Source organism: Thalassococcus lentus (assembly GCF_028023555.1).
GTDB classification, from domain to species: domain Bacteria; phylum Pseudomonadota; class Alphaproteobacteria; order Rhodobacterales; family Rhodobacteraceae; genus Thalassococcus_A; species Thalassococcus_A lentus.
Map to the genome: position 1 here is coordinate 14,921 of NZ_JAQIOY010000006.1, position 24,794 is coordinate 39,714.

The 24,794-nt window shown below is 58.2% G+C and carries 28 protein-coding genes; 22 read left to right on the forward strand and 6 right to left on the reverse strand.

The genetic code is table 11. The annotated features are described in order from the left end of the window. Positions 1-123 precede the first annotated feature (123 nt). Positions 124-975, forward strand: a complete 852-nt coding sequence (locus tag PFY00_RS14145; protein ID WP_271433229.1) for a hypothetical protein — start codon at positions 124-126, stop codon at positions 973-975. A gap of 39 nt (positions 976-1,014) precedes the next feature. Here PFY00_RS14145 and PFY00_RS14150 read toward each other — a convergent pair whose 3' ends face one another. After that, a complete protein-coding gene (locus tag PFY00_RS14150) occupies positions 1,015-1,980 on the reverse strand; it encodes a hypothetical protein (RefSeq protein ID WP_271433397.1) in 966 nt (321 codons plus the stop codon). A gap of 244 nt (positions 1,981-2,224) precedes the next feature. Between PFY00_RS14150 and PFY00_RS14155 the strand changes: the two genes are divergently transcribed. Next, the gene (locus PFY00_RS14155) at positions 2,225-2,758 is read left to right on the forward strand and encodes a hypothetical protein (RefSeq protein ID WP_271433230.1); all 534 of its coding nucleotides are present in this window, start codon (positions 2,225-2,227) and stop codon (positions 2,756-2,758) included. A gap of 35 nt (positions 2,759-2,793) precedes the next feature. Here the strand turns inward: PFY00_RS14155 and PFY00_RS14160 are convergent, their stop codons facing one another. Continuing rightward, positions 2,794-3,486 carry a metal-dependent hydrolase gene (locus PFY00_RS14160; protein WP_271433231.1) on the reverse strand — a complete coding sequence of 231 codons (693 nt, stop codon included), beginning with the start codon at positions 3,484-3,486 and terminating at the stop codon, positions 2,794-2,796. A 96-nt stretch (positions 3,487-3,582) separates the two neighbouring features. Between PFY00_RS14160 and PFY00_RS14165 the strand changes: the two genes are divergently transcribed. From PFY00_RS14165 to PFY00_RS14185, 5 genes are read left to right on the forward strand one after another with little or no spacing between them, the layout of a single operon-like run. After that, positions 3,583-4,233: a ceramidase domain-containing protein gene (locus PFY00_RS14165; RefSeq protein WP_271433232.1), complete on the forward strand. Its 651-nt coding sequence runs from the start codon at positions 3,583-3,585 to the stop codon at positions 4,231-4,233. Between the two features lie 35 nt (positions 4,234-4,268). Further along, positions 4,269-4,556, forward strand: a complete 288-nt coding sequence (gatC, locus tag PFY00_RS14170) for an Asp-tRNA(Asn)/Glu-tRNA(Gln) amidotransferase subunit GatC (protein WP_271433233.1) — start codon at positions 4,269-4,271, stop codon at positions 4,554-4,556. Positions 4,557-4,558: 2 nt separating this feature from the next. After that, positions 4,559-6,043: an Asp-tRNA(Asn)/Glu-tRNA(Gln) amidotransferase subunit GatA gene (gene gatA, locus PFY00_RS14175; protein WP_271433234.1), complete on the forward strand. Its 1,485-nt coding sequence runs from the start codon at positions 4,559-4,561 to the stop codon at positions 6,041-6,043. Positions 6,044-6,074: 31 nt separating this feature from the next. Then, positions 6,075-6,785: a hypothetical protein gene (locus PFY00_RS14180; protein ID WP_271433235.1), complete on the forward strand. Its 711-nt coding sequence runs from the start codon at positions 6,075-6,077 to the stop codon at positions 6,783-6,785. 6 nt (positions 6,786-6,791) lie between these two features. After that, positions 6,792-7,505, forward strand: a complete 714-nt coding sequence (locus tag PFY00_RS14185; RefSeq protein ID WP_271433236.1) for an N-acetylmuramoyl-L-alanine amidase — start codon at positions 6,792-6,794, stop codon at positions 7,503-7,505. Positions 7,506-7,522: 17 nt separating this feature from the next. Here PFY00_RS14185 and PFY00_RS14190 read toward each other — a convergent pair whose 3' ends face one another. Together PFY00_RS14190 and PFY00_RS14195 are read right to left on the reverse strand one after the other, a co-directional pair. After that, positions 7,523-8,923, reverse strand: coding sequence for a helix-turn-helix domain-containing protein (locus tag PFY00_RS14190; RefSeq protein ID WP_271433237.1), 1,401 nt, complete (start codon positions 8,921-8,923; stop codon positions 7,523-7,525). Positions 8,924-8,966: 43 nt separating this feature from the next. Continuing rightward, on the reverse strand, positions 8,967-10,193 hold the full coding sequence (locus tag PFY00_RS14195) for a multidrug effflux MFS transporter (RefSeq protein ID WP_271433238.1): 1,227 nt from the start codon (positions 10,191-10,193) through the stop codon (positions 8,967-8,969). Positions 10,194-10,370: 177 nt separating this feature from the next. Between PFY00_RS14195 and PFY00_RS14200 the strand changes: the two genes are divergently transcribed. The 8 genes from PFY00_RS14200 to PFY00_RS14235 all read left to right on the forward strand — a co-directional run bounded on the left by PFY00_RS14200 (position 10,371) and on the right by PFY00_RS14235 (position 16,894). After that, entirely contained in the window at positions 10,371-11,903 is a 1,533-nt protein-coding gene (locus tag PFY00_RS14200) for an acyl-CoA carboxylase subunit beta (RefSeq protein ID WP_271433239.1), read from the forward strand. Positions 11,904-11,981: 78 nt separating this feature from the next. Further along, the gene (locus PFY00_RS14205) at positions 11,982-12,332 is read left to right on the forward strand and encodes a hypothetical protein (protein ID WP_271433240.1); all 351 of its coding nucleotides are present in this window, start codon (positions 11,982-11,984) and stop codon (positions 12,330-12,332) included. Beyond that, a complete protein-coding gene (locus PFY00_RS14210; RefSeq protein ID WP_271433241.1) occupies positions 12,329-12,796 on the forward strand; it encodes a DUF6497 family protein in 468 nt (155 codons plus the stop codon). Before PFY00_RS14205 ends, PFY00_RS14210 begins: the two co-directional genes overlap by 4 nt. Before the next feature lie 214 nt (positions 12,797-13,010). Continuing rightward, a complete protein-coding gene (locus PFY00_RS14215) occupies positions 13,011-13,157 on the forward strand; it encodes a hypothetical protein (RefSeq protein ID WP_271433242.1) in 147 nt (48 codons plus the stop codon). A 78-nt stretch (positions 13,158-13,235) separates the two neighbouring features. Next, complete coding sequence (locus tag PFY00_RS14220; protein ID WP_271433243.1) at positions 13,236-13,595, forward strand: hypothetical protein; 360 nt, start codon at positions 13,236-13,238, stop codon at positions 13,593-13,595. A gap of 334 nt (positions 13,596-13,929) precedes the next feature. After that, positions 13,930-14,133, forward strand: coding sequence for a hypothetical protein (locus PFY00_RS14225; protein ID WP_271433244.1), 204 nt, complete (start codon positions 13,930-13,932; stop codon positions 14,131-14,133). A 123-nt stretch (positions 14,134-14,256) separates the two neighbouring features. Then, the gene (locus PFY00_RS14230; protein WP_271433245.1) at positions 14,257-16,275 is read left to right on the forward strand and encodes an acetyl-CoA carboxylase biotin carboxylase subunit; all 2,019 of its coding nucleotides are present in this window, start codon (positions 14,257-14,259) and stop codon (positions 16,273-16,275) included. A gap of 103 nt (positions 16,276-16,378) precedes the next feature. Next, positions 16,379-16,894, forward strand: coding sequence for a hypothetical protein (locus PFY00_RS14235; RefSeq protein WP_271433246.1), 516 nt, complete (start codon positions 16,379-16,381; stop codon positions 16,892-16,894). Positions 16,895-16,898: 4 nt separating this feature from the next. Here PFY00_RS14235 and PFY00_RS14240 read toward each other — a convergent pair whose 3' ends face one another. Then, positions 16,899-17,384, reverse strand: a complete 486-nt coding sequence (locus PFY00_RS14240; RefSeq protein ID WP_271433247.1) for a DUF4174 domain-containing protein — start codon at positions 17,382-17,384, stop codon at positions 16,899-16,901. A 184-nt stretch (positions 17,385-17,568) separates the two neighbouring features. Between PFY00_RS14240 and PFY00_RS14245 the strand changes: the two genes are divergently transcribed. Then, a complete protein-coding gene (locus PFY00_RS14245) occupies positions 17,569-18,504 on the forward strand; it encodes a hypothetical protein (RefSeq protein ID WP_271433248.1) in 936 nt (311 codons plus the stop codon). After that, positions 18,467-20,605: a methylmalonyl-CoA mutase gene (gene scpA, locus PFY00_RS14250; protein WP_271433249.1), complete on the forward strand. Its 2,139-nt coding sequence runs from the start codon at positions 18,467-18,469 to the stop codon at positions 20,603-20,605. The genes PFY00_RS14245 and scpA overlap by 38 nt, the downstream gene beginning before the upstream one ends. Positions 20,606-20,690: 85 nt before the next feature. Here the strand turns inward: scpA and PFY00_RS14255 are convergent, their stop codons facing one another. After that, positions 20,691-21,308, reverse strand: a complete 618-nt coding sequence (locus PFY00_RS14255; protein ID WP_271433250.1) for a phage tail protein — start codon at positions 21,306-21,308, stop codon at positions 20,691-20,693. A gap of 232 nt (positions 21,309-21,540) precedes the next feature. On the opposite strand from PFY00_RS14255, the gene PFY00_RS14260 reads away from it, so the two are divergent. From PFY00_RS14260 to PFY00_RS14280, 5 genes are read left to right on the forward strand one after another with little or no spacing between them, the layout of a single operon-like run. Beyond that, positions 21,541-22,155, forward strand: coding sequence for a VOC family protein (locus PFY00_RS14260; RefSeq protein ID WP_271433251.1), 615 nt, complete (start codon positions 21,541-21,543; stop codon positions 22,153-22,155). Continuing rightward, positions 22,152-22,643 (forward strand): GNAT family N-acetyltransferase, encoded by a 492-nt coding sequence (locus PFY00_RS14265; RefSeq protein ID WP_271433252.1) that lies wholly within the window; start codon positions 22,152-22,154, stop codon positions 22,641-22,643. The genes PFY00_RS14260 and PFY00_RS14265 overlap by 4 nt, the downstream gene beginning before the upstream one ends. A gap of 31 nt (positions 22,644-22,674) precedes the next feature. After that, on the forward strand, positions 22,675-23,358 hold the full coding sequence (locus PFY00_RS14270; RefSeq protein WP_271433253.1) for a molecular chaperone DjiA: 684 nt from the start codon (positions 22,675-22,677) through the stop codon (positions 23,356-23,358). Next, a complete protein-coding gene (locus PFY00_RS14275) occupies positions 23,355-24,356 on the forward strand; it encodes an endonuclease/exonuclease/phosphatase family protein (RefSeq protein WP_271433254.1) in 1,002 nt (333 codons plus the stop codon). The genes PFY00_RS14270 and PFY00_RS14275 overlap by 4 nt, the downstream gene beginning before the upstream one ends. Positions 24,357-24,402: 46 nt before the next feature. Further along, a complete protein-coding gene (locus PFY00_RS14280) occupies positions 24,403-24,792 on the forward strand; it encodes a hypothetical protein (RefSeq protein ID WP_271433255.1) in 390 nt (129 codons plus the stop codon). Positions 24,793-24,794: the final 2 nt, after the last annotated feature.

Here is a 24,794-nt window from a genome sequence, read left to right on the forward strand (position 1 = left end):
CCTCAATTCGGTCAAACCATTGCTTTGACAAGGTCCCCAATATGCCAGAGCCGCGACGCAGTGTTGTCCAAGTGTTCGAAGATACAAAGCGCAAGAGCGAAGAACGAGCGGGAGCGGACATCCGTGCAAAAGACCGATACTCTCGAAGACGGGCGACTGTCTCCGAAGCAACTGCTGGCGTATATTTCTGCAGAATTGCGACGTGCGCTGCCCAGCCATGAAATTGCTCCTGCAACTGACGAGCCGGGACAGGTGAGGCTGATCGACAAGTCCAGCGGTGCCGAAGAGGCTCGCCTCGATCTTGCCAATCTTTTGGCCGAGATTTTTTCGGCGCCCTTCGACGCGTCGCTGATCGACGAACGGGTGACGGCCTTTGTGGAAATGGCCCGCATTGCATTGGTCGAACCGAACGTTGATCCCAATTCCATCTTCCCTGCACTGCGGCACGCGGAATTTCTGGAAACCTACAGGGATAACGCTTTTGTCCGGCCCGGGCCGGGGGATTGCAGCGTGATCCTGATGCAGGATCTGGATGCGCAGGTCGGGACCTTTCCCAGAAGCCGGGGAAAAGCGGCTGGCTGGAGCGAAGAAACCCTTTGGCTTCAGGCTGAAAAGAACTTTGCCGAAGTGCTGGAAAGCATCCAGTTGCGCGAATCTGCGCCAGGTGTCTTCAGCATCTGGCTGGATCACCTGGAATGGAACAGCAACAGTTTGCTGCTGTCGCCCAAGACGTTGAAGGGCATTCAGGCCGAGATCGGGGCTGAGTGTGTCTTGGTCGCGGCCCCCAGCCGCGAAAGCGTGGAAATGATCGATGCCACGGACACGGACGCCTTCCGGCGTTTGGAGCAATGGATGCAGGATTGTTTGGACATGCCCCATCCGCAGTCAGAATTTGTCTACACTTTGTGTGATGAAGGCCGGAAACTGCAGCCGCGGTTCTTTTCGGATCGGGGTGTCCTGCGGGCGATGAACTGACGGAAAGTGAGCCCGTCTGACGGACGGGCGCACGACAGATCAACGCATCCAGAACCCTTCACGCTTGATCGTGTTTCGAATGGCTTGCTCCCGGCGGGGCAGGTCATCGCGGTCAAACAGCGCCCGCACTTTGTGCCCGCGTCCCTGGTAAATCATACGTTTGAACGGGTCATACTGCTTGAGGACCTTTTTGATCTTGTTGGGTTCTGCAAGGCTTTCCAAAAGATCGACGACGCTGTCAGGTTCGCGCGCATAGAGTAGGGGCAGCACGCGGTAGTGACAGGTCGTAGCGCCGTCCAGAAGACCTTCAGGCAAAGTGTTACGGCCACCGCCCAACCCGTGGATAACCAAAGGCAGCGCGATCTGGTCCAGCCATGGATCCAGCGATTGGCACACCAATTCACGCGGCGGGTCGTTTTTGATCGAAAGTGCGTAGTCCAGAAAACGCTGACCAAATTCATGCGGACATTTGTAAAAGAAAAAACCCGCGTTGAAGTACAGGTAACGCTGCCAGTATTCGTCGGGCCAGCTCAGGTCCAGCGAGCTCTCGAAATCCAGACCGAACCGATCATAGAGCGATTTCCATGTTTGCGCGTAGCCGGGGCCATAAAGTTCGATTTGTGGCCATGTATCTTCGCGTCGCATCGATGCGGTCGGCCGCTCGAAATCGAACGGAACACGCGTAAGATCCTGCAAAACCAGCGTGTCTGTATCAAAGAAAACAAATGGCTCGCCCTTTGGCATCGCCAGCAGGGCCTCGATCTTGTTGCCATAGGGGTAGGCGTGGCCGAAATGCCGGTTTTCAAACGGCACGAACACCGCCCCGAGATCTTCCAGCAAGGCGCGGGTGTTTGGATCGCGGATCGAAGGATCGTTTGGCCAGTTCGGGCCGGGCTGCGGTTCCGCTATATAAAGTTTGCAAGGACGGCCCGCGCTGGCGCGTTGCAAAGAGGCCGCAAACAGAATGGCTTCGTACTGCAATCGCCCGGCCTGACCGACGATCATGATGTTGAAAGGCTTGGTTTTCGGCGGCAAGGGTTTCTTGGCCGGGGGTATCCGTGCTGGCTTGGCCGCGCTCTTTTTCGGAGCGGCTTTGGACGTTTTGGCCTTGGTTTTCGCCATTTCTGGACCTGCTCGTTCTTGGGCTGACTTGCCTTTTGGCGCAGTATAGGGCCGATTGGCTCAAGAAAAAAAGCGCGATCTCAATTTAGACGGCAGCGCAAACGATATTTAAAAAGGGAGAGTTGCAGTGTTGGACATTATTCTTTTGGTCATAGCGACTGCCATGGGCGGTGGGGCAGGCTCTGGTCAGGCGGATGCGGCGGCCGCCGAGGCGCCACCTGTCAGCGGCGGTGTGCCAAGCGAAGCGGCTGCACCATCTGCACAGGAACGCGCACGCCAAGCCTATACAGCAGAGCCTCAGGTCGCGACCGGCAAGTTCACAACCGCGCTTGAGGTCAAGCCGATCCTGACGGCTACCAAAGGCAACTGGGTTGCCGTGCGTGACTGGCAAGGACAGGACCTGATCTATCTGTCGCATCTGTTGGCGTGGCGCTGTGGTTTGGCTGCCGCGCATGTCGGGATCAACGGTGAGCCACCCGAGGCCTGGGACCTGCCGCCTTGTCTCGTTGACACGGCGCAGCCGAATGCAATTCCGGACGATGCTGTGATTTACAAGGCTTTTCCGCCCGGTTCGATCCAGACCATCACGGTCGAATTGACCTATGATGATCTGAGCACCGACAGCGCGTTTTTTGAACGCAAGGCCGTTTTGCTGCCTTGATCGGAAGTCAGGCGCGCCACACGGCGCGCCCGGTTTCAAAGCTCGATGGCTTGCATCACCTGTGGTTCGACGACCTGAACGCCCGGCAACCCATCGGCCAAAACTTCGGCTGACTGTTCGAGCAAGGGGAACGTCCTGTAGTGGCATGGAATGACGGTCTTGAAGTCGAAATACCGTTTGGCGGCATAGGCGGCCTGTTTCATGTCCATGGTGAAATATCCACCCGCAGACAGGATGCCGATGTCAGGTTTGAAGTAGTCGCCCATCCAATCCATATCGGCCATGACACCAGTGTCACCGGACACATAGAGCGTTTTGCCTTCGCCCGAGATTATGAACCCGGTTTCCGTGCCGGTATAAAGCGGACGATCATCAACCATCATAGATGACGAATGTGATGCGGGCACCATGGTTGCGGTGACGTTACCCATTTCGATCGTGCCGCCTAAATTAAATCCGTGTCCGTCGGTCGCGCCTTGACTGCTCAGAAATTTCGCCAGTTCGTTCATGCCCGAGACTGGAGCGCCGGTTTTCTTGGATATGTCGACAATATCGGCCGTATGATCAAAGTGACCGTGCGTGACCAAAATGTGGGTCGCCCCGGCGATTGCTGCTTCGCCGTCCTGACCTTCCATCATGGGGTTACCAGTTAACCAAGGATCGATCAGCAACACCTGATCCCCGATCTCTACGCGAAAACTCCCGTGGCCCATCCAGATGATCTGCATAGCGCATCTCCTATTCGCTTTTGGTTCAATCGCGTTAACTGTAGCCCGGGTTTGCAAGAAAACGATACGAAATTTGGATGTTCCCGGTGAGGCCTCATGGATTGGACAAGAGCGGTTGACGGTTATTGCGAGCGGCTTGATGCAGGGTTTTGGGCCGAGCCGATCAACGCGATCACAAATCTTGCCTTTGTCGTGGTCGCCGCGTGGCTCTGGCCGCGCACGCATGGCACAGGCCGCGTGCTTTGCCTTGTTCTCGCAGCGATTGGTGTCGGGTCATTCCTGTTCCACACCTTTGCGCAACCTTGGGCCGGGGCACTGGATGTTCTGCCGATTGTCCTGTTCATCCTGATCTATATCTTCGCTGCGAACCGCGACTTCTGGCATCTGCGCCCTTGGTGGGCTCTGGCCGCGACCGCATTGTTTTTTCCCTACGCGGCTTTGCTGGTTCCGGTATTCGGCGCCATTCCAGCATTGGGTGACAGCGCAGGTTATGCGCCGGTCCCGCTGCTGATCGCGGCTTATGCTGTTTTGCTTCGGCACCGGGCACCCAAAACGGCCCGTGGACTTGCCGTTGGCGCGGGGCTGCTCGTGCTATCCCTGACTGCCCGAACGATTGATGAGCCGCTTTGCAATGTCTTGCCGATGGGCACGCATTTCGCATGGCATTTGCTCAATGCGGTCATGTTGGGCTGGATGATTGCGGTCTGGACCCGTCATGATCTTGCAGGGCGGGCCGCCGCGCGGTAGACGCGCGGGAAGAGATCAATAAAGGAAGCCTGCAGATGTCTATCGACACCGAAACCGCTGCACGCGTGGCCAAGCTGGCCCGCATCAAGGTCGAAGAGGATGCGCTGCCTGCGCTGGCCCAAGAGTTCAACACGATCCTCGGCTTTATCGAGCAATTGCAGGAAGTCGATGTGGACGGCGTAGAGCCCATGGTTTCTGTCACGCCCATGCGTTTGAAACGCCGTCAGGACGGGGTGACCGATGGCGATCAGCAGGACGCGGTCCTGTCCAACGCGCCAGACGCGCGCGAAGGCTTTTTCGCGGTTCCAAAGGTGGTGGAATAACTATGGCTGACCTGAGCAAAATGAAAATCTCCGAAGCCCGCGACGCGATGCGCGCAGGCGATGTGAGCAGTGTTGACCTGACCGAAGCCTGTCTGGGTGCAATTGAAGGCGCCGGTGTTCTGAACGCATTTGTTCACAACACGCCCGAAATCGCGATGGATCAGGCCAAGGCGGCCGACGCACGGATCAAAGCCGGGGATGCGCCTGCGATGTGCGGTATCCCATTGGGCATCAAGGATCTGTTCTGCACAAAGGGTGTCGCCAGTCAGGCTGCTTCCAATATTCTGGGCGGTTTCAAGCCGGAATACGAAAGCACCGTCACCACCCAGCTGTTTGACGCCGGTGCTGTGATGCTGGGCAAGCTCAACATGGATGAATTCGCCATGGGCTCGTCGAACGAGACCTCGTGCTATGGCGACGTGATCAACCCTTGGCGCCGGGGCAACGACGAAGCAAAGCTGACGCCGGGCGGCTCTTCGGGCGGCTCTGCCGCGGCGGTTGCCGCTGATCTTTGCCTTGGTGCCACCGGTACGGACACAGGCGGATCGATCCGCCAGCCAGCAGCATTTGCTGGCATCACAGGCATCAAGCCAACCTACGGGCGTTGTTCGCGTTGGGGGATCGTCGCCTTTGCTTCCTCTTTGGATCAGGCGGGCCCCATGACCAAGGATGTGCGCGACGCCGCGATCATGCTTGAAGCGATGTGCGGGCATGATGCCAAGGACAGCACCTCGGTGGATCTGGCGGTTCCCGATTTTGAGGCAATGTTGACTGGCGATGTGCGGGGCAAGACCATTGGTATCCCACGCGAATACCGTATGGATGGCATGCCTGACGAAATCGAAGCGCTCTGGGCCGAAGGCCGCAAGATGCTGGAGGACGCGGGCGCCAAAATCGTCGATATCTCGCTGCCGCACACCAAATACGCGTTGCCTGCCTACTACGTGATTGCGCCGGCCGAGGCCTCGTCGAACCTTGCGCGGTATGATGGCGTTCGCTACGGGCACCGCGCGTCGCTTGCGCAGGGCGATGGCATCACCGAAATGTACGAAAAGACACGCGCCGAAGGGTTTGGTCCCGAAGTGCAGCGTCGTGTCATGGTTGGCACCTATGTGTTGTCCGCGGGTTTTTACGACGCGTATTACAACCGCGCCCGCAAGGTCCGCACCCTGATCAAGAAAGACTTCGAAGATGTCTTTGCCCAGGGCGTGGATGCGATTCTGACGCCAGCAACACCGTCTTCTGCCTTTGAACTGGGAATGGAAATGGACGATCCCGTTCAGATGTACCTCAACGACGTCTTTACCGTGACGGTCAACCTGGCCGGATTGCCCGGCATTGCTGTTCCGGCGGGTATGGACAAGCAAGGTTTGCCCCTCGGTCTGCAGCTGATTGGCCGTCCATGGGAAGAAGGCGATCTGCTGAATACCGCCTATGCGCTTGAGCAGGCCGCCGGCTTTGTAGCCAAGCCCGCCAAATGGTGGTAAGCGCCTGAAAAAGAATAGGCAGGACATAGAGATGCGGTTTCTTCTAGTAGGTGTGGCAGCGGTTGCCCTGATGGGCTGTACGCCCAGCGTTCCGGACAGCGGTGCTGGTGTGGTGGACAAAGGGCGCGGGGTCGGCTTCGACGACGCGGCGTATCGTCAGGCGCGTGATGCGCAGCTTGAGGGCCGGGGTGGTCCGACAACCGTACCCGGACCTGTTGATGTTCAGGCCACGACGTTGGACGACGCCGCTGAACGCAATGCAGCTGGTTCAGCAGCGGCGGCCAACTCTGGTCAGGCGCCTGTTGATGCATCTCCGTCCAATCCGGCGCCATCCGTTGTACGCAACGCTGCCGGCATTTCGGGCGAGAATGATTTCAACGCGGTCTCATCGCAGCGGGATATTCAGGCTGACGCAGACCTTCTGGCGCGAAACAGGGCGCAATACAGCGTTGTGACGCCGACCGATCTGCCCAAGCGTGAAGGCACCAACCGGCCGAACATCGTGCAGTACGCTCTCAAAACCACCAACCCTGTCGGCACGGCCCTGTACAAACGGTCCAGCTTTCGTGCGGATGCCAAGTACCAGCGGGCGTGTGGCGGATACGCCTCGGCGGATCTGGCACAAGAGGATTTTCTGGCAAACGGCGGCCCCCAGAAGGATCGCAAGGGCGTCGACCCCGATGGTGACGGTTTCGCCTGCACTTGGAGCCCGGCACCGTTCCGTGCTGTTCGCGGTGGCTGATCTGGCATGACCGGGGCTTCTGGGAAGGCTGACACCGAAGACGCCATCTGGTTTCCCTCACAGAATTACGGGCCGCGCAAATCTGTTGCGCGGCCCGATTTAATTGTGCTGCACTACACCGCCATGACCACAGCCGAAGGGGCGCGGGATTGGCTGTGCAATCCCGAAGCCGAAGTTTCTGCACATTATGTTCTGGCCGAAGATGGTAGGCTTTGGCAGTTGGTTCCGGAAGCCGAACGCGCGTGGCACGCGGGGCGGGGCGCTTGGGGGGATGCGACGGATGTCAATTCCCGCTCGATCGGGATCGAGATTGCCAACACTGGCAGCCAGCCATTTTCTGCGCCGCAGATGACTCAACTGGAACGCTTGTTGGCAGGAATGATGCAGCGGTGGTCTATTGTGCCGGAACGTGTCATCGGTCATTCCGATTGCTCGCCCGGCCGAAAAATAGACCCCGGTCGCCGATTTGACTGGAGACGGCTGGCGCTGGGCGGGTTGAGCATATGGCCCGACGCGGCGCAAACGGCCAAACCCGAACAGTTCTGGCGCGACGCAGCAAAATTCGGATACCGCTGGGATGAGGGCAACGAAGCCGCTGTGCTGGATGCTTTCCGATCGCGGTTTCGGCCCGCTGCTCAGGGTGCGCTGAGCGCCGAAGATGCGGGCATGATGGCCGCGCTTGCCAATCAGTGGCCCGTGCTGCGCGATGCTTTGGCCTGACAGCCGAAACTTGTCCGCTATTCCAGCTGATAAGGCAGCACTTCGCGTTTTCCGGGACTGATGGACAGCCGTTTTTCCAGTGGCGGAACGGATCGTTGGTGGCACTTGGTGCGTTCGCAAATCCGGCAGGAAATGCCGATGGGTTCAAACGCAGCGGCGCGGGTAAAGTCCAGATCATCGGCATAGACGATGGACGCAGCGTGTCTCACCTCGCACCCCAGCGCAATCGCATAGCGGCGCACTGGCGCACCAAAATGGCCGCCGGTTTTGGACACATCCCGCGCCAGACTGATGTAGCGCACGCCATCGGGTGTTTCCGCAAGCTGCCGCAGGAAGCGGCCGGGTGTTTCAAAGGCACGATGCACGTTCCACAACGGGCAAGCCCCGCCAAAGCGGGCGAATTGCAGCCGGGTGGCCGAGTGGCGCTTGGTGATCGTGCCGGCCTGATCGACCCGCACAAAGAAGAATGGAACGCCCTTTGCGCCGGGGCGCTGAAGCGTCGAAAGCCGGTGTGCAACCTGTTCGATCGACGCGCCGAAACGCGCAGCCAGCAATTCCAGATCGTGCCGTGTTTCCTGCGCGGCGTTCAGCATGGCGCCATAGGGCATCATCGCCGCCCCGGCGAAATAGTTTGCAAGACCCAGCTTGGCGATTGCCCGCGCTTCGGGTGTCTGGAAACGCGCCAAATCCAGCGTAGCATCGAGCAAACGGTTCTGGCTGAGCAAGGCAACCTGAACAAGTAGCTGAAAACTTTGTGTTTCTGGCGAAGCGAGCGAAGACAGGATGATCTGGCGCTTTTCTGGATCGTAGCTGCGCAAAGGCGTGGTTTGGGCGTAGTGAACAGTGATCCCTTTTGAGGCCAGTCGTCTGGTCGCGGCCGCGTGGATGTTGGTTTCGCCCTGTGTCAGATCGGCATAGTGCTCTGCGGCCCGGTCCACGGCGTCGATGTAGTTGTCGCAGTAATGAAAGAAATCGCGCACCTCTTCCCACGGCGAGGGTTGCAATTGTGCATCCTCGCGCCCCAGCGCTTCGTCCAGCGATGCAAGGCGTTCATGGGTTTGCCGATAGGCGCGGTGCAGTTCCAAAAAGGCGCGCGCCAGCGCCGGCGCGTTCGATGCGGTCAGCCGCAGGTCTGCCAGCGGCGGAGTGGCGTCACCGAACACAGGGTCGGCCAGTGCTTCGCGCATGTCCGTGACCAGCCGTTCCGCGTCGCCCTGACCCAGTTCTGTTACGTCAAAGCCGAACTCTTGGGCCAGCGCCAGAACCACGGTCGTACTGACCGGACGATTGTTGTTCTCCATCTGGTTCAAATAGGGCAGTGACACGCCCAGTTTGGCAGAGAAGTCTTTTTGCGTCAGACCCAGCCGCGTTCTCAGATCGCGCAGCTTGGCTCCGGCATAAAGTTTTTGGGCAACCATGTTTGCACCTTTGCAGAAAACCGCATGCAAGTTTGCAGGGTTGTCAGGCGGCGTCCAGCCCTTTGAGCTGTCTTGCACGCCAGATTACGAAAACGATCGCAAAGATTGAGGCCGCCGATGTCGCAAACATGAGCCACAACAGCGGCCAAACGCCTGATCCGGGCTGGAGCAGGGCGCCCGCGATCGCTGAAAGCGCCGCGCCGCCACCCAGCATGATTGATCCGCCCAGACCAGATGCTGTGCCGGCAAGATGCGGACGAACAGACAGCATGCCCGCCGTTGCATTCGGAATGGTCATGCCGTTGCCCAATCCCACAAAGGTCATGAAACCAAAAAAACTGATCGCCGTGCCTGCGCCAACCCAGAAGAACAGCATCGACAAGACCATGCCGATGGTCACGATCCAGCAGCCGACAAAAACCATGGTGTTCACACCGATGCGCGCAGAGTACCGGCCGGAAATGAAATTGCCTGCAAAGTACCCCACGGCGGGCGCGCCAAAGTAGAACCCCAGTTCCGCCGGGCTAAGGCCAAACACTTCTGTTCCGACGAAAGGAGCGCCGCCAAGATATGAAAAGAACGCCCCAGACGCACAGGCCGAGGACAAGGCGTAGCCCCAAAATCGCGGACTGGTGAGCAGTTCGGGGTATTCACGAAACTGCTGGCCCAACGTCAACCCGCTCTTCTGGGCGGTTTCTCCAAGGTCGCGCCAGCTCAGCCAGAGCATCCCCAGGCCCAGCAGCAGCAATAGCCAAAAGTTGGCCTTCCAGCCCATGGTCTCTTCGAGCAATCCGCCGATTGCCGGGCCAATCATCGGGACCACGGCCATGCCCATAGTCACATAGCCAATCATTGAGGCGGCTTCGTCCTGCGGAACGATATCCCGGACAACTGCACGCGACAGCACCATTGCCACGACGATCACCGCCTGACACATGCGAAAGAACAGGAACATCCAGACGGATGTGGCAAGGATACAGCCTAGGGTGGCCACGCAAAACAATGCGATGCCCCACAAAATGACCGGCCTGCGCCCCAGTTTGTCCGAGATCGGTCCGATCAGAAGCTGCAAGACGGCGTTTACACCCAGATAGACCGCGACGGACAATTGCATCAGGCGGTATTCCGTATCGAACCACTCGGTCATCTGCGGAAGGCTGGGCAGGAAGATGTTCATGACCAGCGCGGACAGACCGGCCAGAAAGACAAGGGTCACGATATGAGGCGGGGTGGTGCGATCCAAAAAACGCACGGCTTGGCGACTTGGCATTCTGAATCAGTTAGGCTGATCGCAGGGCTTTGTCCATGTGGCTCGCACGGCGGGATTCGAAAATTTACACTTTGCAATTTGCTAACGGGTGTATTTTCAAACTTTGCAAATTTGCCATTCTGTTCTTGCTGCAACTGCAAAGGCAAGTATGTTGCGCGAAACAGCAAAGGGATGGCCATGAAAGACATTCTCGCAGAACTTCAGGATCGTCGCGAAAACGCGCGCCTTGGTGGTGGACAGAAACGCATCGACGCACAGCACGGCCGCGGCAAGCTGACAGCACGCGAACGGATCGATCTGTTACTCGATGAAGGCAGCTTTGAAGAATACGACACCTTTGTCGCGCATCGCTGCACCGACTTCGGCATGGAAAAGAACCGCCCCTATGGCGATGGGGTTGTGACTGGCTGGGGTACGATCAATGGTCGAATGGTCTATGTCTTCAGTCAGGACTTCACCGTTCTGGGTGGTTCGGTTTCGGCGACCCATGCTGCGAAAATCTGCAAGATCATGGACATGGCGATGCAAAACGGTGCGCCAGTCATTGGCATCAATGACTCGGGCGGCGCCCGTATTCAGGAAGGTGTCGACAGCCTTGCTGGTTATGGCGAAGTGTTCCAGCGCAATATCATGGCCTCTGGCGTGGTGCCGCAGATCAGTCTGATCATGGGGCCTTGTGCGGGTGGTGCTGTATACAGCCCTGCGATGACCGACTTCATCTTTATGGTCAAAGACAGCTCTTACATGTTCGTGACGGGCCCGGACGTGGTCAAAACCGTCACCAATGAGCAGGTCACAGCCGAAGAGCTGGGCGGTGCGAGCACGCATACCAAGAAAAGCTCGGTCGCTGATGGGGCATTCGAAAACGACGTGGAGGCGATCGCCGAAGTGCGCCGTCTGGTCGATTTCTTGCCCAGTTCGAACCGCGAAAAGCCGCCTGTGCGTCCGTTTTTTGATGACGTGGATCGGATCGAGACATCGCTCGATACGCTTGTTCCGGAAAACCCGAACACGCCTTACGACATGAAAGAGCTGATCAACAAGATCGCGGACGAAGGTGACTTCTATGAAATCCAGGAGGATTTCGCCAAGAACATCATCACCGGCTTCATCCGTCTTGAAGGCCAGACGGTCGGTGTCGTGGCCAACCAGCCTTTGGTGCTGGCCGGCGTTCTGGATATCGACAGCGCCCGCAAAGCGGCCCGTTTTGTCCGTTTCTGCGATGCCTTTGAAATTCCAATTCTCAGCCTTGTCGACGTGCCCGGGTTCCTACCCGGCACAGGTCAGGAGTATCGCGGTGTGATCAAGCACGGTGCAAAGCTGCTCTTTGCCTATGGCGAAGCGACCGTGCCCAAAGTGACGCTGATTACCCGCAAGAGCTATGGCGGCGCCTATGTTGTTATGGCTTCCAAGCATCTGCGCGCTGACGTGAACTATGCCTGGCCCACCTCGGAAATCGCGGTGATGGGTGCCAAGGGCGCGACCGAAATCATTCATCGTGCCGATCTGGGTGATCCGGACAAGATCGCGGCCCATACGGCGGAGTACGAAGATCGTTTCGCCAACCCGTTTGTGGCGGCCGAGCGTGGCTTTATCGATGAGGTGATCCAGCCGCGTTCGACACGCAAGCGCGTGGCCCGCGCCTTTGCCATGCTGCGCGGCAAGAAACAGTCCATGCCTTGGAAAAAGCACGACAACATCCCGCTGTAAGCGCGGGTTGCCTGCCCGCACCCGGTTGGGTGCGGGCTTTGTCGGGGTTGCCTCCACGGGTTCGGAAAAAGGAATGAGATGAGCCGCAAGCGCTGGCATATCGATGTGCAGGAGGGCTGCTACACGCTGGCCCGCCACTGGCCGCCGCGTTTCGACGTGGAAGCACGGGCAGTGTTTCCTGCTGCGCGGCCGGGGCGCTTGGCTCAGCAAATCCGCCAGGATCTTTGGCGCAAGTTTCAGCACTTGCGCGGTTTCTCTCCGGTGATACAAATCTCTGAGCAAACAGGTGCCGATGGTCTGATCGTGCGCGCAGGGGGCCGGGTGATGCGCCCGCTGCCTGCTGAAACAGCTAACCGGATCACGGCCCTTTTGGAAAACCCCGCACATCGTGCGCGGTGGATATCCTGGGCGCAGGAGCGGCGAACATGAATGCGCCGTTGCCCGTGTCCTACACCCCGGCTGCGGCCAGGGGTAACGCAGCCCCGGCGGGAGGAGCCCGGAAACGGGGTCGGGGCTGCATTCTTTCCATTTTGATGGCTTTGGTGGGCTCTGCCGCTCTGGCGGAGAAGATGGACGTGCCTTCCGGGCTGGATGTGCAGTTCCACGACATGATCCACAATGAGATGGGCGACGGGCTGACCTATCGGTTCCGATTTGTTGCGCCGGACATTGGAAAGCCGGGCCATGACTTCATGTCAGTCAATACAGATATGGAATTCCTGTGTACCGAATACGCCCTTCCGCGTGTTTCAAATATTGGCCCGCAACCATCGCGTATCGTGGTGACGTTTATGCAGGAACCGGTGGAATTTGGCGTCGCAAACCCGGAAGTTGTCCAGTTTTTCGAGAGTTACAGCATCGAAAACGACCTCTGCATCTGGGAGGTTTTCTGATGATTCCACAATATCTTGCGCATCGACTCTCATGTGGACAACTATTTGAGGCTTTGGTGTCACAACCCTTGTCGGCTTTCCCGATTTCGTATCTTTTTTCCCGCGTCTCGGCTATCTTGAGCGTCGATTGCACCCAAGCAATCTTTACCTCGAAAGCGGGACGGGCGGTGCCACGTGGCGCCGCAAGTTTCGTGGAACCTGACAGGAGTAAGAGATGTCCAAGAGCATCAAGTTGCTTGCCATGCTGGGTCTTGTTGCAGGCGTTGCCGCTTGCGGTGGCAAGTCCTCGGAAGAAGAGTTCATCGTGGTCGACCCAGAGCCGATCAGCGTTGAGCCTGTCTACACAGGCAAGTATAAATAAGATCACTGCGGGACGGGCTTTTTCGTCCGTCCCGTTTTTCGCCCCTCTCTCGCGGGCCCTTTTTGATGGGGGCCGGGCATGCTGAAGCACCGCGGATTCCCCGGACGTCTTCCGGGAACAGATTTTCAATTCACTTTGCGCCGCGCGAACCCCAAGGGGGCGACTCCGATTGTGGCCCGCGAACGGTATCGTGACCGTCGGCCACCGGACAAACGCGCAGATGCGGCGTTCATGGCTGCGCTGTGGCAGCACTTCGGAAACGAACCCTTCGAGCGGGGCAACCTCGATGCCGGACGCCTCAGCTGGCTTTTTGGCCGCGAAGTTCTGCCGGTCGATGATCCATTCGATCCAGAAGACTACGACGCGTTGCTGGTTATCGACGAAGATGCAGCGCGGCTGTCTTTTCCCGAAGCGTTTGAGCCGGGGGATTTGGCATGATCCCGCCGAGCACATCAGGCTTTGCGCAGACTGTTGCCGAAAATTCGCGCCTTGGTAGATCGATCTTTGCGAAAGGCCAATCTGGTGACAGGGTTGCTCTCACACGTGTGCAGGGCTTTTCCAAGCCGCTCAGATTTCACCGTGACCCTTCCCCTGTCGGGCGGCCCGGAATGTCCCCTTTCCGGCCGCCCGCTTTTTCGTTTTTTCAATCTAAGCCCATGAATCAGCGAGGTTTTGCTGGAAAAAGGCCAATGGAGAAACGATACTGGATATCTGTGTTCAAATACGGCGCAATGCCCCTGCGATCTCTTGATCCCAAGCAGGAGGGTAAAGCATGTACGTGTTCCGAACGAGTATCTCAATTTTCGCCCTGTGCGTGTGTTCGTCCTGTGGTGACACTCTGGGTGAACAAGCGTTGTTTGGCGCGGGCGCCGGAGGTGCGGCTGCGGTGGCAACCGACGGCGATCTCATCACGGGTGCGGCCATCGGGGCTGCGGGCAACATCGCCTATTGCCGAAAGTATCCATCACGCTGCTAGCACCGCGCGCAGCGTCGTTCTTCGTATTCGGACCGCAGGGACATGGCGCCCTCGCGGTCCTTTTTCATGTGCTCGTCCGGGACTGTCCGGCGGCTGCCAAAGTTTCACAAGAAAGGGACAGCAATGTTCGACAAGATCCTGATCGCGAACCGTGGCGAAATCGCGTGCCGCGTAATCAAGACAGCCCGCAAGATGGGCATCAAGACCGTCGCGATCTATTCCGATGCCGACAAAAACGCGCTGCACGTCGAAATGGCGGACGAAGCGGTTCACATTGGCCCGCCGCCTGCAAACCAGTCCTACATCGTGATCGACAAGGTCATGGATGCGATCAAGAAATCGGGCGCTCAGGCTGTGCATCCCGGCTACGGCTTTCTTTCTGAAAACGCCAAGTTCGCAGAAGCGCTGGAAGCGGCTGGCGTTGCCTTTATCGGGCCGCCTAAGGGCGCGATCGAAGCCATGGGCGACAAGATCACGTCGAAAAAGATCGCTCAGGAAGCGGACGTCAGCACTGTGCCCGGCTACATGGGCTTGATCGAGGACGCTGACGAAGCGGTCAAGATTTCCAATGAAATCGGGTACCCCGTGATGATCAAAGCCTCTGCCGGTGGCGGCGGCAAGGGGATGCGGATTGCTTGGAACGATGAAGAATGCCGGGAAGGCTTCCAGTCGTCCAAGAACGAGGCGGCAAACAGCTTTGGCGACGATCGTATCTTTATCGAAAAGTTTGTCACGCAGCCGCGCCACATCGAAATTCAGGTGCTGTGCGACGCCCACGGCAACGGCATCTACCTGAACGAACGAGAATGTTCGATCCAGCGCCGGAACCAAAAGGTTGTCGAAGAAGCCCCGTCGCCATTCCTCGACGAAGCGACCCGCAAGGCCATGGGCGAGCAGTCGGTCGCATTGGCCAAGGCCGTTGGCTATACCAGCGCGGGTACGGTTGAATTCATCGTCGACGGGGACAAGAATTTCTACTTCCTCGAAATGAACACCCGCCTGCAGGTGGAACATCCGGTCACGGAACTGATCACCGGTGTCGATCTGGTCGAACAGATGATCCGCGTCGCCAACGGCGAGCCGCTGACCATCACGCAGGACGATGTCCAGATCAATGGCTGGGCGATTGAAAACCGCCTTTATGCCGAAGACCCCTATCGCAACTTCCTGCCTTCGATTGGGCGTCTGACCCGCTACCGTCCGCCCGCCGAAGGGGAACTGGGCGATGGCATCGTGCGAAACGACACCGGCGTCTACGAAGGCGGCGAAATCAGCATGTATTACGATCCGATGATCGCCAAGCTGTGCACATGGGCTCCGACCCGAGAGGGCGCCATCGAAGTGATGCGCAACGCGCTCGACAGCTTTGAAGTCGAAGGCATCGGGCACAACCTGCCATTCGTCGCGGCGGTTATGGACCATCCCAAGTTTATCAGCGGTGACATGACCACGGCCTTTATTGCCGAAGAATATCCTGATGGCTTTGAGGGTGTTTCCTTGGCACAGGACGAACTGCGCCGGGTTGCGGCAGCTGCAGCCGCAATGAACCGGGTTGCGGAAATTCGCCGCGCGCGGATTTCGGGCCGTCTGGATAACCACGAACGCCGGGTTGGTGAAGATTGGGTCGTCACCCTCAAAGGCGGCGTGCCGGGCGAAGATGTTCCATGGCCGGTCAAGATCGAAGCCGATCAGGAGGGTTCAAACGTCAAGTTCGAAGACGGAAAAACGCTTCGGGTTGAAGGCAATTGGACGCCGGGCGATAGCCTTGCCCATATGATGGTCGATGGCGCGCCTTTGGTGCTGAAAGTCGACAAGGCCACACAGGGCTTCCGGCTTAGAACCCGAGGCGCAGACCTGCGTGCACACATTCGTACCCCGCGTCAGGCCGAGCTTGCGGCGCTCATGCCGGAAAAACTGCCCCCGGATACGTCCAAGATGCTTTTGTGCCCAATGCCGGGCCTGATCGTGAAGGTCGATGTCGCCGAGGGCGACGAGGTTCAGGAAGGTCAGGCGCTCTGCACGGTCGAAGCCATGAAGATGGAAAACATCCTGCGGGCCGAACGCAAAGGCGTGGTGTCGAAGATCAACGCAGCAGCAGGTGACAGCCTTGCTGTGGACGATGTGATCATGGAGTTCGAATAACCCACTATGACGCAGGCGTTTGCAGATACGGCCAAGGCAACAAAGTTGAAAGACTTTGGCCGTTATGCTGCCCCGGTTCTTTTCACGGAACCGGGGAATACCTATGCCTGCACGCTGGCTTTCCGCTTTGACAGCGGTGTGCCTTCTGGCGGCCTGCGAGCCGCTGGATACAGAAGAAGGGCTGCGCCACAGGGCGCAGGCCTGGCTATTCTTGGGGGAAACCCGGGCCTTTGCGGCCGGGCGCGACTGCGCTGTTGCGCGCGTGGATTTGATTTCTCCTGCGATGCGCGAAAGAGGCGGGCCGCTTCCGGTCTCTTCGGTGCGCGAAGCAATCCCGCATCTGCAAGCCGGAACGACGATTGCCTTTGTGGTGCCGGGCGCAACGCCCAATCAGGTGTCGGAACAACTGATGTCAGCCCATCTGTTCGAGGGTCTGGGAATGTTGTCGACATTCGTGGGGCCGGGTCGTCGCTGCATGGACGATGTTTTCGCGGCACAGGCCTACACGGCGCTGATGGACACGCAAACACTGATGATTTTCGATCCGAAGAACTATGTGATGGTTCTGTTGTATCGTCCGATTCCAACCGCCTTTGTCATAAGAACCAAGGGCGGCTGACTACTCAGCGTGTTCCGCTGCGCCGATCCCGGATTTCCTGCTGGCGCAATGGCAACTTGTCGATCGAACGGGAAATTTCACGGACGTCCCAAGGCGCCGGTTTCCGCGCCACGATTGTTCCGTCCTTGGCCATGATGACCAGCATGAAGCCACGCGCCCTTAATTCGCGCCGCACGGAACTGCGCTGCGCCGGGTCGGTGTCGGTGAGAATGACCACATCGCGTTCCAAGAGCACATCCAGACGGGCATTCAGCAGCTCCATTTGTTCGATGAACCGAGGGTCCGCAGGGCTGTCCGCGAACACCACAATCGGGCGCCGGATCCAAAGCCAGTCAGCCAGATCGGTCTCTGCCGCCGGTAGGATGATGCCCGGTGAAGCATCGTCGGCTTCCGGCAGAGCCGCCGTCTCTTCAACAACGGCGACAACGGACTCGTCTGCAGGGGCTTCGACGGTTTGGGAAATGCCTGCGGAGGCAAGACTGCTCAGCATGGCCGCTCGCGCGATATGGTTAAAGACTTTCATAAACCAAGATATAGGTAGGCGATCCGAGCCTGCACAGGCTTCTTGGTGCGCAGACCGCGAAAATTTTAACATTAACAGGATCGACACGCTGCACCGCCCATGGTGCCGACGCGGTGCAAAACGCCCGCGGCTTTATGGGGCACAGCACGCAATGGACACGATTCTGCACGTCGGGACGCACCGCACCGGGACCACCAGCTTTCAACGCTACATGCGCCAGCACAAGGCCGCACTGGCAGGGCAGGCCGTTGGCTTCTGGGGGCCATGGCGTACGCGGGGCGGGTTGCTGAACGGTCTGCTGGAGCGTCCTCGCAAGAATAGCCAGTCTGCCCGGGCTGCGGGCCGTGTTCGGATGAACCTGACCTGCGCAGAGCGGCGTGGAACGGCCGTGCTGATCGTAAGCGACGAAAATATGCTCGGCACTGCCCGCGCGAACCTGCGTGCAGGCAAGCTTTATCCGGACGCGGGCGAACGCATGGCGCGGGCGCATGCGGGATTTGGCGCGCCACGTCGGATCGTGCTGCAAATTCGGTCGCTGGATCAATGGTGGGCTTCGGCCCTGTCGTTCCTTGTGGCCCGGGGGCTGCCCGTACCGGACGCAGACACTTTGCAGGCCATCGCGCATTCGCCGCGTAGCTGGCGTCAGGTCATCACGGATTTGTCCTGTGCCTGGCCCGGATCTGAAATCATGGTGACGCCGTTTGAACGTTTTGGCGCGCGTCCGGACAGGCTGTTTCATCGCATGACCGGCAGTCTTTCTGTTCCCTTTGCCAGCAGTACGGAATTCTGGGCCAACCGCAGCCCAGATCGTCTGGCCCTGCAAAAGATCCTGCATGACCGCGCTGACGATCCATCCATCATCCCACCGGGGCAGGGCCGCTGGATGCCCTTTTCCCAAGAACAGGCCAGCGCGCTGCGCGAGGCCTACGCCGACGATCTGTTCTGGCTAAGAGCCGGAGCAGACGGTTTGGCATTCCTGACAGAAGAGACCGAGCCTGAAGGACCAGCAAACAAGCTGGCGACAGGTTTCGAAAAAAGAGGAAGACATCATGACCGATCTGCCCGACGATTGGAAAAAACGCGCTGAGAAAGAGTTGCGGGGTCGTCCGCTGGACGATCTTACCTGGAACACTCTGGAAGGCATTCAGGTCAAACCGCTCTACACAGCGGATGACATTTCCGGTTTGCCGCATATCGGCGATTTGCCCGGAGAAGAGCCGTTTACCCGCGGCGTTAAGGCCACGATGTATGCGGGCCGCCCATGGACCATCCGCCAATACGCAGGTTTTTCCACGGCCGAGGAATCCAACGCGTTTTACCGCAAGGCTCTGGACGCGGGACAGCAGGGTGTTTCGGTTGCTTTCGATCTGGCCACTCACCGTGGCTATGACAGCGATCACGAACGGGTTGTCGGCGACGTAGGCAAGGCTGGTGTGGCAATTGACAGTGTCGAGGATATGAAAATCCTGTTTGACCGGATTCCACTCGACAAGGTTTCGGTTTCGATGACGATGAACGGCGCGGTAATCCCGATCCTCGCGAATTTTATCGTCACGGGCGAAGAACAGGGGCACGACCGTTCGGTGCTGTCGGGCACTATCCAGAACGATATCCTCAAAGAGTTCATGGTGCGCAACACCTACGTCTATCCGCCCGAACCCTCGATGCGGATCATCGCGGATATCATCGAATACACATCGAACGAGATGCCGAAATTCAACTCGATCTCGATTTCCGGCTACCACATGCAAGAGGCCGGGGCGAACCTTGTGCAGGAACTGGCCTACACGCTGGCAGACGGCAAGGAATACGTAAAAACCGCCATGGCGCGCGGGATGGACGTGGATAAATTCGCCGGACGGCTGTCGTTCTTCTTTGCGATCGGCAAGAATTTCTTCATGGAAGCGGCCAAGCTGCGCGCTGCGCGGATGCTCTGGCATCGGATCATGACAGAGCTTGGCGCTCAGAACCCACGGTCCAAGATGCTGCGCACCCATTGCCAGACCTCGGGTGTGTCTTTGGCTGAACAGGATCCCTACAACAACGTGATCCGCACCGCCTATGAGGCCATGAGCGCTGTATTGGGTGGAACGCAATCCCTGCATACCAATGCATTGGACGAAGCGATTGCGCTGCCGACTGAATTCAGCGCCCGGATTGCGCGGAACACGCAGCTTATCTTGCAGGAAGAAACCGGCGTCACCAAGGTCGTCGATCCATTGGCAGGCAGCTACTACGTCGAAAAGCTGACCCATGACCTGGCCGAGGCAGCCTGGGCGCTGATCGAAGAGGTGGACGAAATGGGCGGCATGACCAAGGCGGTCGCATCCGGTATGCCCAAGCTGCGCATCGAAGAAACCGCGGCCCGCCGTCAGGCAGACATCGACCGGGGCACAGATGTCATTGTTGGGGTGAACAAGTACCGGCTCGAGAAAGAGGATGATCTGGACATCCTCGACATCGACAACGCGGCGGTCCGGGACGCGCAAATCGGCCGTCTCGAAACCATTCGCAGCACCCGCGATGAGGCCGCCTGTACAGCCGCCTTGGACGAACTCAGCCGCCGCGCCTCAGAGGGTGGCAATCTGCTCGAAGCCGCGGTCGAAGCTGCGCGCCACCGCGCCAGCGTAGGAGAGATCAGCATGGCCATGGAAAAAGTGTTCGGTCGCCATCGCGCCGAGGTCAAAACGCTCGCCGGTGTTTATGGTGCTGCCTATGAAGGCGACGAAGGCTTTGCCGCGATTCAGAAATCGGTCAACGCATTTGCCGATGATGAGGGCCGCCGTCCACGTATGCTGGTGGTCAAGATGGGGCAGGACGGGCATGACCGTGGTGCCAAGGTTATTGCCACGGCTTTTGCGGACATTGGCTTTGACGTGGATGTTGGTCCGCTGTTCCAGACCCCGGCCGAGGCTGCGCAGGATGCAATCGACAACGATGTGCACGTTATCGGGATCAGCTCTCAGGCCGCTGGCCACAAGACACTCGCGCCGCAATTGGTTCAGGCGCTGAAGGAACAAGGTGCGGGGGACATCATTGTGATTTGTGGCGGCGTCATCCCCCAGCAGGACTATGAATTCCTGTACAATGCAGGTGTGAAGGCGATTTTCGGACCGGGGACCAACATTCCCGAAGCGGCACAGGATATCCTGCGCCTGATCCGCGAAGCCCGAGATGAGGCCGCCTGACCAATTGACTATGGCGCTGTGCTTATCCAGATAAAAAGCCCCGCCGAAGAAATTCGGCGGGGCCTCTTTTTCGGTTGTGTCGCAATCAGCTGCGGGAAGGATAGACGCCTTCCGTTGCTATGCAGTGGATCATCCCGATGTAGGGGTCACGAATGCTCACAGGTGCGTTGTTTCCGGTAATGCCGATGCTGTTGGACTCCATCTGCACTTCAGCTGTTCCGTTGCCGTAAATGTTCAGCGGTGTGCCATCAATTGAGACATCCGGCCATGCCAGAATGTCGCCGTTCGGACGCTTTTGATCTGCGGCAGTGTTGGTTGCATTGAGTGAGTGGTTGTGCGCTGGCAATTGCGCGGTATTCAGCACGACGGATTCCACGCCGCCCCGTTGACCCCAGACTACATTGCCCAAGCCCGGACCCGTGCCGAGGCCAAGAGCCGAGCGGCCGCGCATGTCAGGCAGGCCAAATGTCGTGCGGCCATCGCCGCCGAATGTCGTACCTAAAAGCGAGAACAGCGCAGTGTTCGAGTTGATTGCCAGCAGAGCGCCGCTCGCTTCAGCCCAGCCACGTGGGCAGAAGTTGAAGCCGAATGTGCGGACTTCACCAAGTATCGCGTCTTGGGCAGCGGCTTTGTCGACCGTTGCGGCATTGAAGCCCAGTGCCAGCAAAGCAACTGTTGCGGTTTTCGTGCAGATTTTTTTCAAGTTTCCGAACATGAATGTGTCCCTTCGTTCAATCATTGGTAGCGAAACGCGCCAAAACATAACCTTACGTAACCACAATACAGGTAAATCTAATTCTTGGTAGAAATTTCTATAGTTCGGACAATTTTAAAGTGTTTGTTAACCTTTTGAAGGGCGATGGGCCTCGAATCATCTATGGGCAAGTCGGTGCTGCGGCGGTAGGTTGTCCGTGAATATTCAAAGGCGGAAATCAATGCTGGAACTTGATCACATTGCAGTTCTCGGAACCACTCTGGAAGAGGCTGCGGAACATGTAGAGCATTGTTTAAAAGAGGATTTGGGCGGTGGTGGACGGCATGCGCATTTTGCCACCCATAACCGTCTGATGGGGCTGGAAGACGGCTTGTACCTCGAAGCGATCGCCAGCGACCCAAGTGTTCCGTCCCCACCGTTTCCGCGTTGGTTTGGCTTGGATACTTTTGTTGGCCCCGCACGGCTGAATAAATGGATTGTGCGTACGCATGACATGGACAGTGCACTTCAGATGTTCCCGCAGGCCGGATCTCCTGTGGAATTGGAGCGGGACGGCCTGCGGTGGACTATGGCTGTTCCGGCTGATGGACAACTGCCGTTTGACGGGCTTTTTCCGGCAATCATCCAGTGGCACAGCGATGTCCCGCCGGGTCAATCACTGGTTGGCTCCGGCGTGGGGTTGAAGTCTCTGCATATCCGGCATCCTCGCGCGGATGAGCTGGCGGGCCTTCTGGGGCCAGCGTTGGAGACTTCGATCGTGCGATTTGAACAGGCCAAGACGCCTGAGCTGAGAGCCTGCATGCAAATCGATGGCAAAGAGGTGTGGTTGTCATGATCATACGTCCGGCAATCCCTTCGGATGCACCGGGCATCGCGGCCATTTGGAATGACGTTATTCTAAACACGTCGGTGACCTTCACCACCGAAACCAAAACGACCGAAGGCCTCATTGAGGATATTGAAAGCCGTGGGCATGGTTTTCAGGTCGCCGAAGATCAAGGTCAGCTGATCGGTTTTGCCACTTATTCCGCCTTTCGCGGTGGTCCGGGCTATGCCCATACCAAGGAACATTCCATCCAGTTGGCGCCCGAAGCGCGCGGTCAGGGCGCGGGCAGGGCGCTCATGTCGGCTTTGGAACACGCCGCGCGGCAAGAGGGCGTGCATTCGCTTTGGGCGGGGGTCAGTGGTGAAAACCCCGATGGGGTCGCCTTTCACAGCGCGATCGGTTTCGAGCAGGTCGCACGTTTGCCCCAGGTCGGGTTCAAATTTGGCCGTTGGATGGATCTTGTGCTGATGCAGAAATTTTTGGATTTGTCGCGCTGACACCGGGTCGGCGCTGACGTAAAGTGATTGCATGTCAATTTGGTCCCGCATTTCCGAAGCTATCTCTGCCCTGACCAAGGGTGAGGGCCTGTCCGCTATTTTTGATGCATTCCGCAGCCCGCCTGAGCGCAGCATTGCTTTTACGATCGCGGTCATCGCCTTGTCCGCCAAGATGGCAAAGGCGGATGGGCTGGTAACGCGCGATGAAGTCACGGCCTTTCGCGAGGTCTTTCACATTGCACCGGAGGAAGAACGAAACGCGGCGCGACTGTTCAACCTTGCCCGCAAAGACGTGGCCGGTTTCGAAGAATACGCCCACCGCATCGGCGCAATGTTTGACGGCGAAGACAGCACCCTGTGTGATCTGATGGAAGGCTTGTTCCATATCGCGATGGCCGATGGCACCTACCACCCGGCAGAAGATGCATTTTTGCAAAGGGTGGCCGAGATTTTCGGCATGGATGACGTGCGTTTTGCAGGGCTGCGCGCACGTTTTGTACCGGATGCCGCACCCGATCCCTTTACGGTTCTGGGCGTCACGCCTGATACGCCTATGGATGAAATCCGCGATCATTGGCGGCAATTGGTGCGTGAATGCCATCCAGACCGAATGATTGCGCGCGGGGTTCCTGCCGAAGCGGTGAAGCTGTCCGAACGCCGGATGCAGGACATCAACCGCGCATGGGAAGACATTCAAGCGCGCGAAACCGCATGAGGTTGGCCACCTACAATATCGAATGGTTTGACGCGCTGTTCGATGATGACGGGGTGTTGCACGACGATTCTGGCTGGTCTGCCCGCTACAAGGTTTCCAGGGCGGAACAGACAACCGCCATTGCCCGCGTGCTGACGGCGGTCGATGCGGACGCGATCATGATTATCGAAGCGCCGGACACCAGCAAAAAACGCAGCACAACCAAGGCGCTTAGCTATTTTGCTGAACGGTTTTCTTTGCGCACAAACGCCGTCGCGACGGGTTTTGTGAACGATACGCAGCAGGAAATCGCTTTGCTCTATGATCCGGCCGTTCTGACAGCGCGCCATGATCCGCAGGAAAGCGCGAACGCACCACGCTTTGACACTGCGTTCCACATTGATCTGGATATTGATGCGACACGGGACAGGGTGGTCTTTTCCAAACCACCGCTCGAGCTCAAGGTTGAAACGACCAACGGCTCGGTGCTCAGAATGATCGGATCGCATCTGAAGTCAAAAGCGCCCCATGGCGCGACGGATCGTGATGAAGTCATGCGCTTTGCCATCGCCAATCGTCGCAAACAATTGGCGCAGGCGATTTGGTTGCGCGCGCGTATCGATGCGCATCTGGAGGCAGGGGACAGTTTGATCGTGCTTGGCGATCTGAACGATGGCCCCGGTCTGGACGAGTATGAAAACCTTTTTGGCCGCAGCTCCGTGGAAATCGTGTTGGGTGAGGGGCCGCAGGCCTTGTTTGATCCGCATGCCGAGCAGGCTCTGGCGCGCAAGCTGGGGGCGCAACCCAGTTCCGCGCGGTTCTATTTGACCGGGGAAAAGCGCTATATGCAGGCACTTTTGGACTATGTCATGGTGTCACAAGATTTGCGCTCCAAATCGCCGCGCTGGCGGATTTGGCATCCCTTCGAAGACCCTGAATGCTGGCGCGATCAAGCGCTGCGCGACGCGCTCCTGACGGCTTCGGATCACTTTCCGGTCGTGTTGGATATCGACGTCTAAGCGCACAGCGCTTTAAATCGGCGTGCTCCGTGCATACATTTGCGTCATGAAACACCTTGCCAACCCCGTGATGGTCCCGATTGTAGCGCTGGCCTTGTCAGCTGCGGTTTTTGTTTCTTCGCCTGCACTGGCACAGGACGATCAACCCAAAGAAGAGGGTCTGAGCCTGATGGAAGAAGGCGCGCGGTTGTTCTTTCGCGGCTTGATGACCGAAATGGAACCCGCTCTGGAAGAGCTGGAGGATATGGCCCGCGAAATCGAGCCCGCGTTTCGGGAATTTGCGGATCAGATGGGTCCGGCATTGCGCGATCTGATGGACAAGGTTGAAGACTGGTCTGTCTATCATCCACCCGAAATCCTGCCCAACGGCGATATCATCCTGCGCAAGAAAACGCCGGATGAATTGGCCGATGAGGGCAAGGAAATTGATCTCTAGCT

Coding starts and splice junctions, on each gene's coding strand:
- PFY00_RS14150 (WP_271433397.1), bottom strand. CDS start 1,980: ATGATCGTCGGTCAGGCCGGGCGATTGCAGTACGAAGCCATTCTGTTT.
- PFY00_RS14160 (WP_271433231.1), bottom strand. CDS start 3,486: ATGCAGATCATCTGGATGGGCCACGGGAGTTTTCGCGTAGAGATCGGG.
- PFY00_RS14165 (WP_271433232.1), top strand. CDS start 3,583: ATGGATTGGACAAGAGCGGTTGACGGTTATTGCGAGCGGCTTGATGCA.
- gatC (WP_271433233.1), top strand. CDS start 4,269: ATGTCTATCGACACCGAAACCGCTGCACGCGTGGCCAAGCTGGCCCGC.
- gatA (WP_271433234.1), top strand. CDS start 4,559: ATGGCTGACCTGAGCAAAATGAAAATCTCCGAAGCCCGCGACGCGATG.
- PFY00_RS14180 (WP_271433235.1), top strand. CDS start 6,075: ATGCGGTTTCTTCTAGTAGGTGTGGCAGCGGTTGCCCTGATGGGCTGT.
- PFY00_RS14185 (WP_271433236.1), top strand. CDS start 6,792: ATGACCGGGGCTTCTGGGAAGGCTGACACCGAAGACGCCATCTGGTTT.
- PFY00_RS14190 (WP_271433237.1), bottom strand. CDS start 8,923: ATGGTTGCCCAAAAACTTTATGCCGGAGCCAAGCTGCGCGATCTGAGA.
- PFY00_RS14195 (WP_271433238.1), bottom strand. CDS start 10,193: ATGCCAAGTCGCCAAGCCGTGCGTTTTTTGGATCGCACCACCCCGCCT.
- PFY00_RS14200 (WP_271433239.1), top strand. CDS start 10,371: ATGAAAGACATTCTCGCAGAACTTCAGGATCGTCGCGAAAACGCGCGC.
- PFY00_RS14205 (WP_271433240.1), top strand. CDS start 11,982: ATGAGCCGCAAGCGCTGGCATATCGATGTGCAGGAGGGCTGCTACACG.
- PFY00_RS14210 (WP_271433241.1), top strand. CDS start 12,329: ATGAATGCGCCGTTGCCCGTGTCCTACACCCCGGCTGCGGCCAGGGGT.
- PFY00_RS14215 (WP_271433242.1), top strand. CDS start 13,011: ATGTCCAAGAGCATCAAGTTGCTTGCCATGCTGGGTCTTGTTGCAGGC.
- PFY00_RS14220 (WP_271433243.1), top strand. CDS start 13,236: ATGCTGAAGCACCGCGGATTCCCCGGACGTCTTCCGGGAACAGATTTT.
- PFY00_RS14225 (WP_271433244.1), top strand. CDS start 13,930: ATGTACGTGTTCCGAACGAGTATCTCAATTTTCGCCCTGTGCGTGTGT.
- PFY00_RS14230 (WP_271433245.1), top strand. CDS start 14,257: ATGTTCGACAAGATCCTGATCGCGAACCGTGGCGAAATCGCGTGCCGC.
- PFY00_RS14235 (WP_271433246.1), top strand. CDS start 16,379: ATGCCTGCACGCTGGCTTTCCGCTTTGACAGCGGTGTGCCTTCTGGCG.
- PFY00_RS14240 (WP_271433247.1), bottom strand. CDS start 17,384: ATGCTGAGCAGTCTTGCCTCCGCAGGCATTTCCCAAACCGTCGAAGCC.
- PFY00_RS14245 (WP_271433248.1), top strand. CDS start 17,569: ATGGACACGATTCTGCACGTCGGGACGCACCGCACCGGGACCACCAGC.
- scpA (WP_271433249.1), top strand. CDS start 18,467: ATGACCGATCTGCCCGACGATTGGAAAAAACGCGCTGAGAAAGAGTTG.
- PFY00_RS14260 (WP_271433251.1), top strand. CDS start 21,541: ATGCTGGAACTTGATCACATTGCAGTTCTCGGAACCACTCTGGAAGAG.
- PFY00_RS14265 (WP_271433252.1), top strand. CDS start 22,152: ATGATCATACGTCCGGCAATCCCTTCGGATGCACCGGGCATCGCGGCC.
- PFY00_RS14270 (WP_271433253.1), top strand. CDS start 22,675: ATGTCAATTTGGTCCCGCATTTCCGAAGCTATCTCTGCCCTGACCAAG.
- PFY00_RS14275 (WP_271433254.1), top strand. CDS start 23,355: ATGAGGTTGGCCACCTACAATATCGAATGGTTTGACGCGCTGTTCGAT.
- PFY00_RS14280 (WP_271433255.1), top strand. CDS start 24,403: ATGAAACACCTTGCCAACCCCGTGATGGTCCCGATTGTAGCGCTGGCC.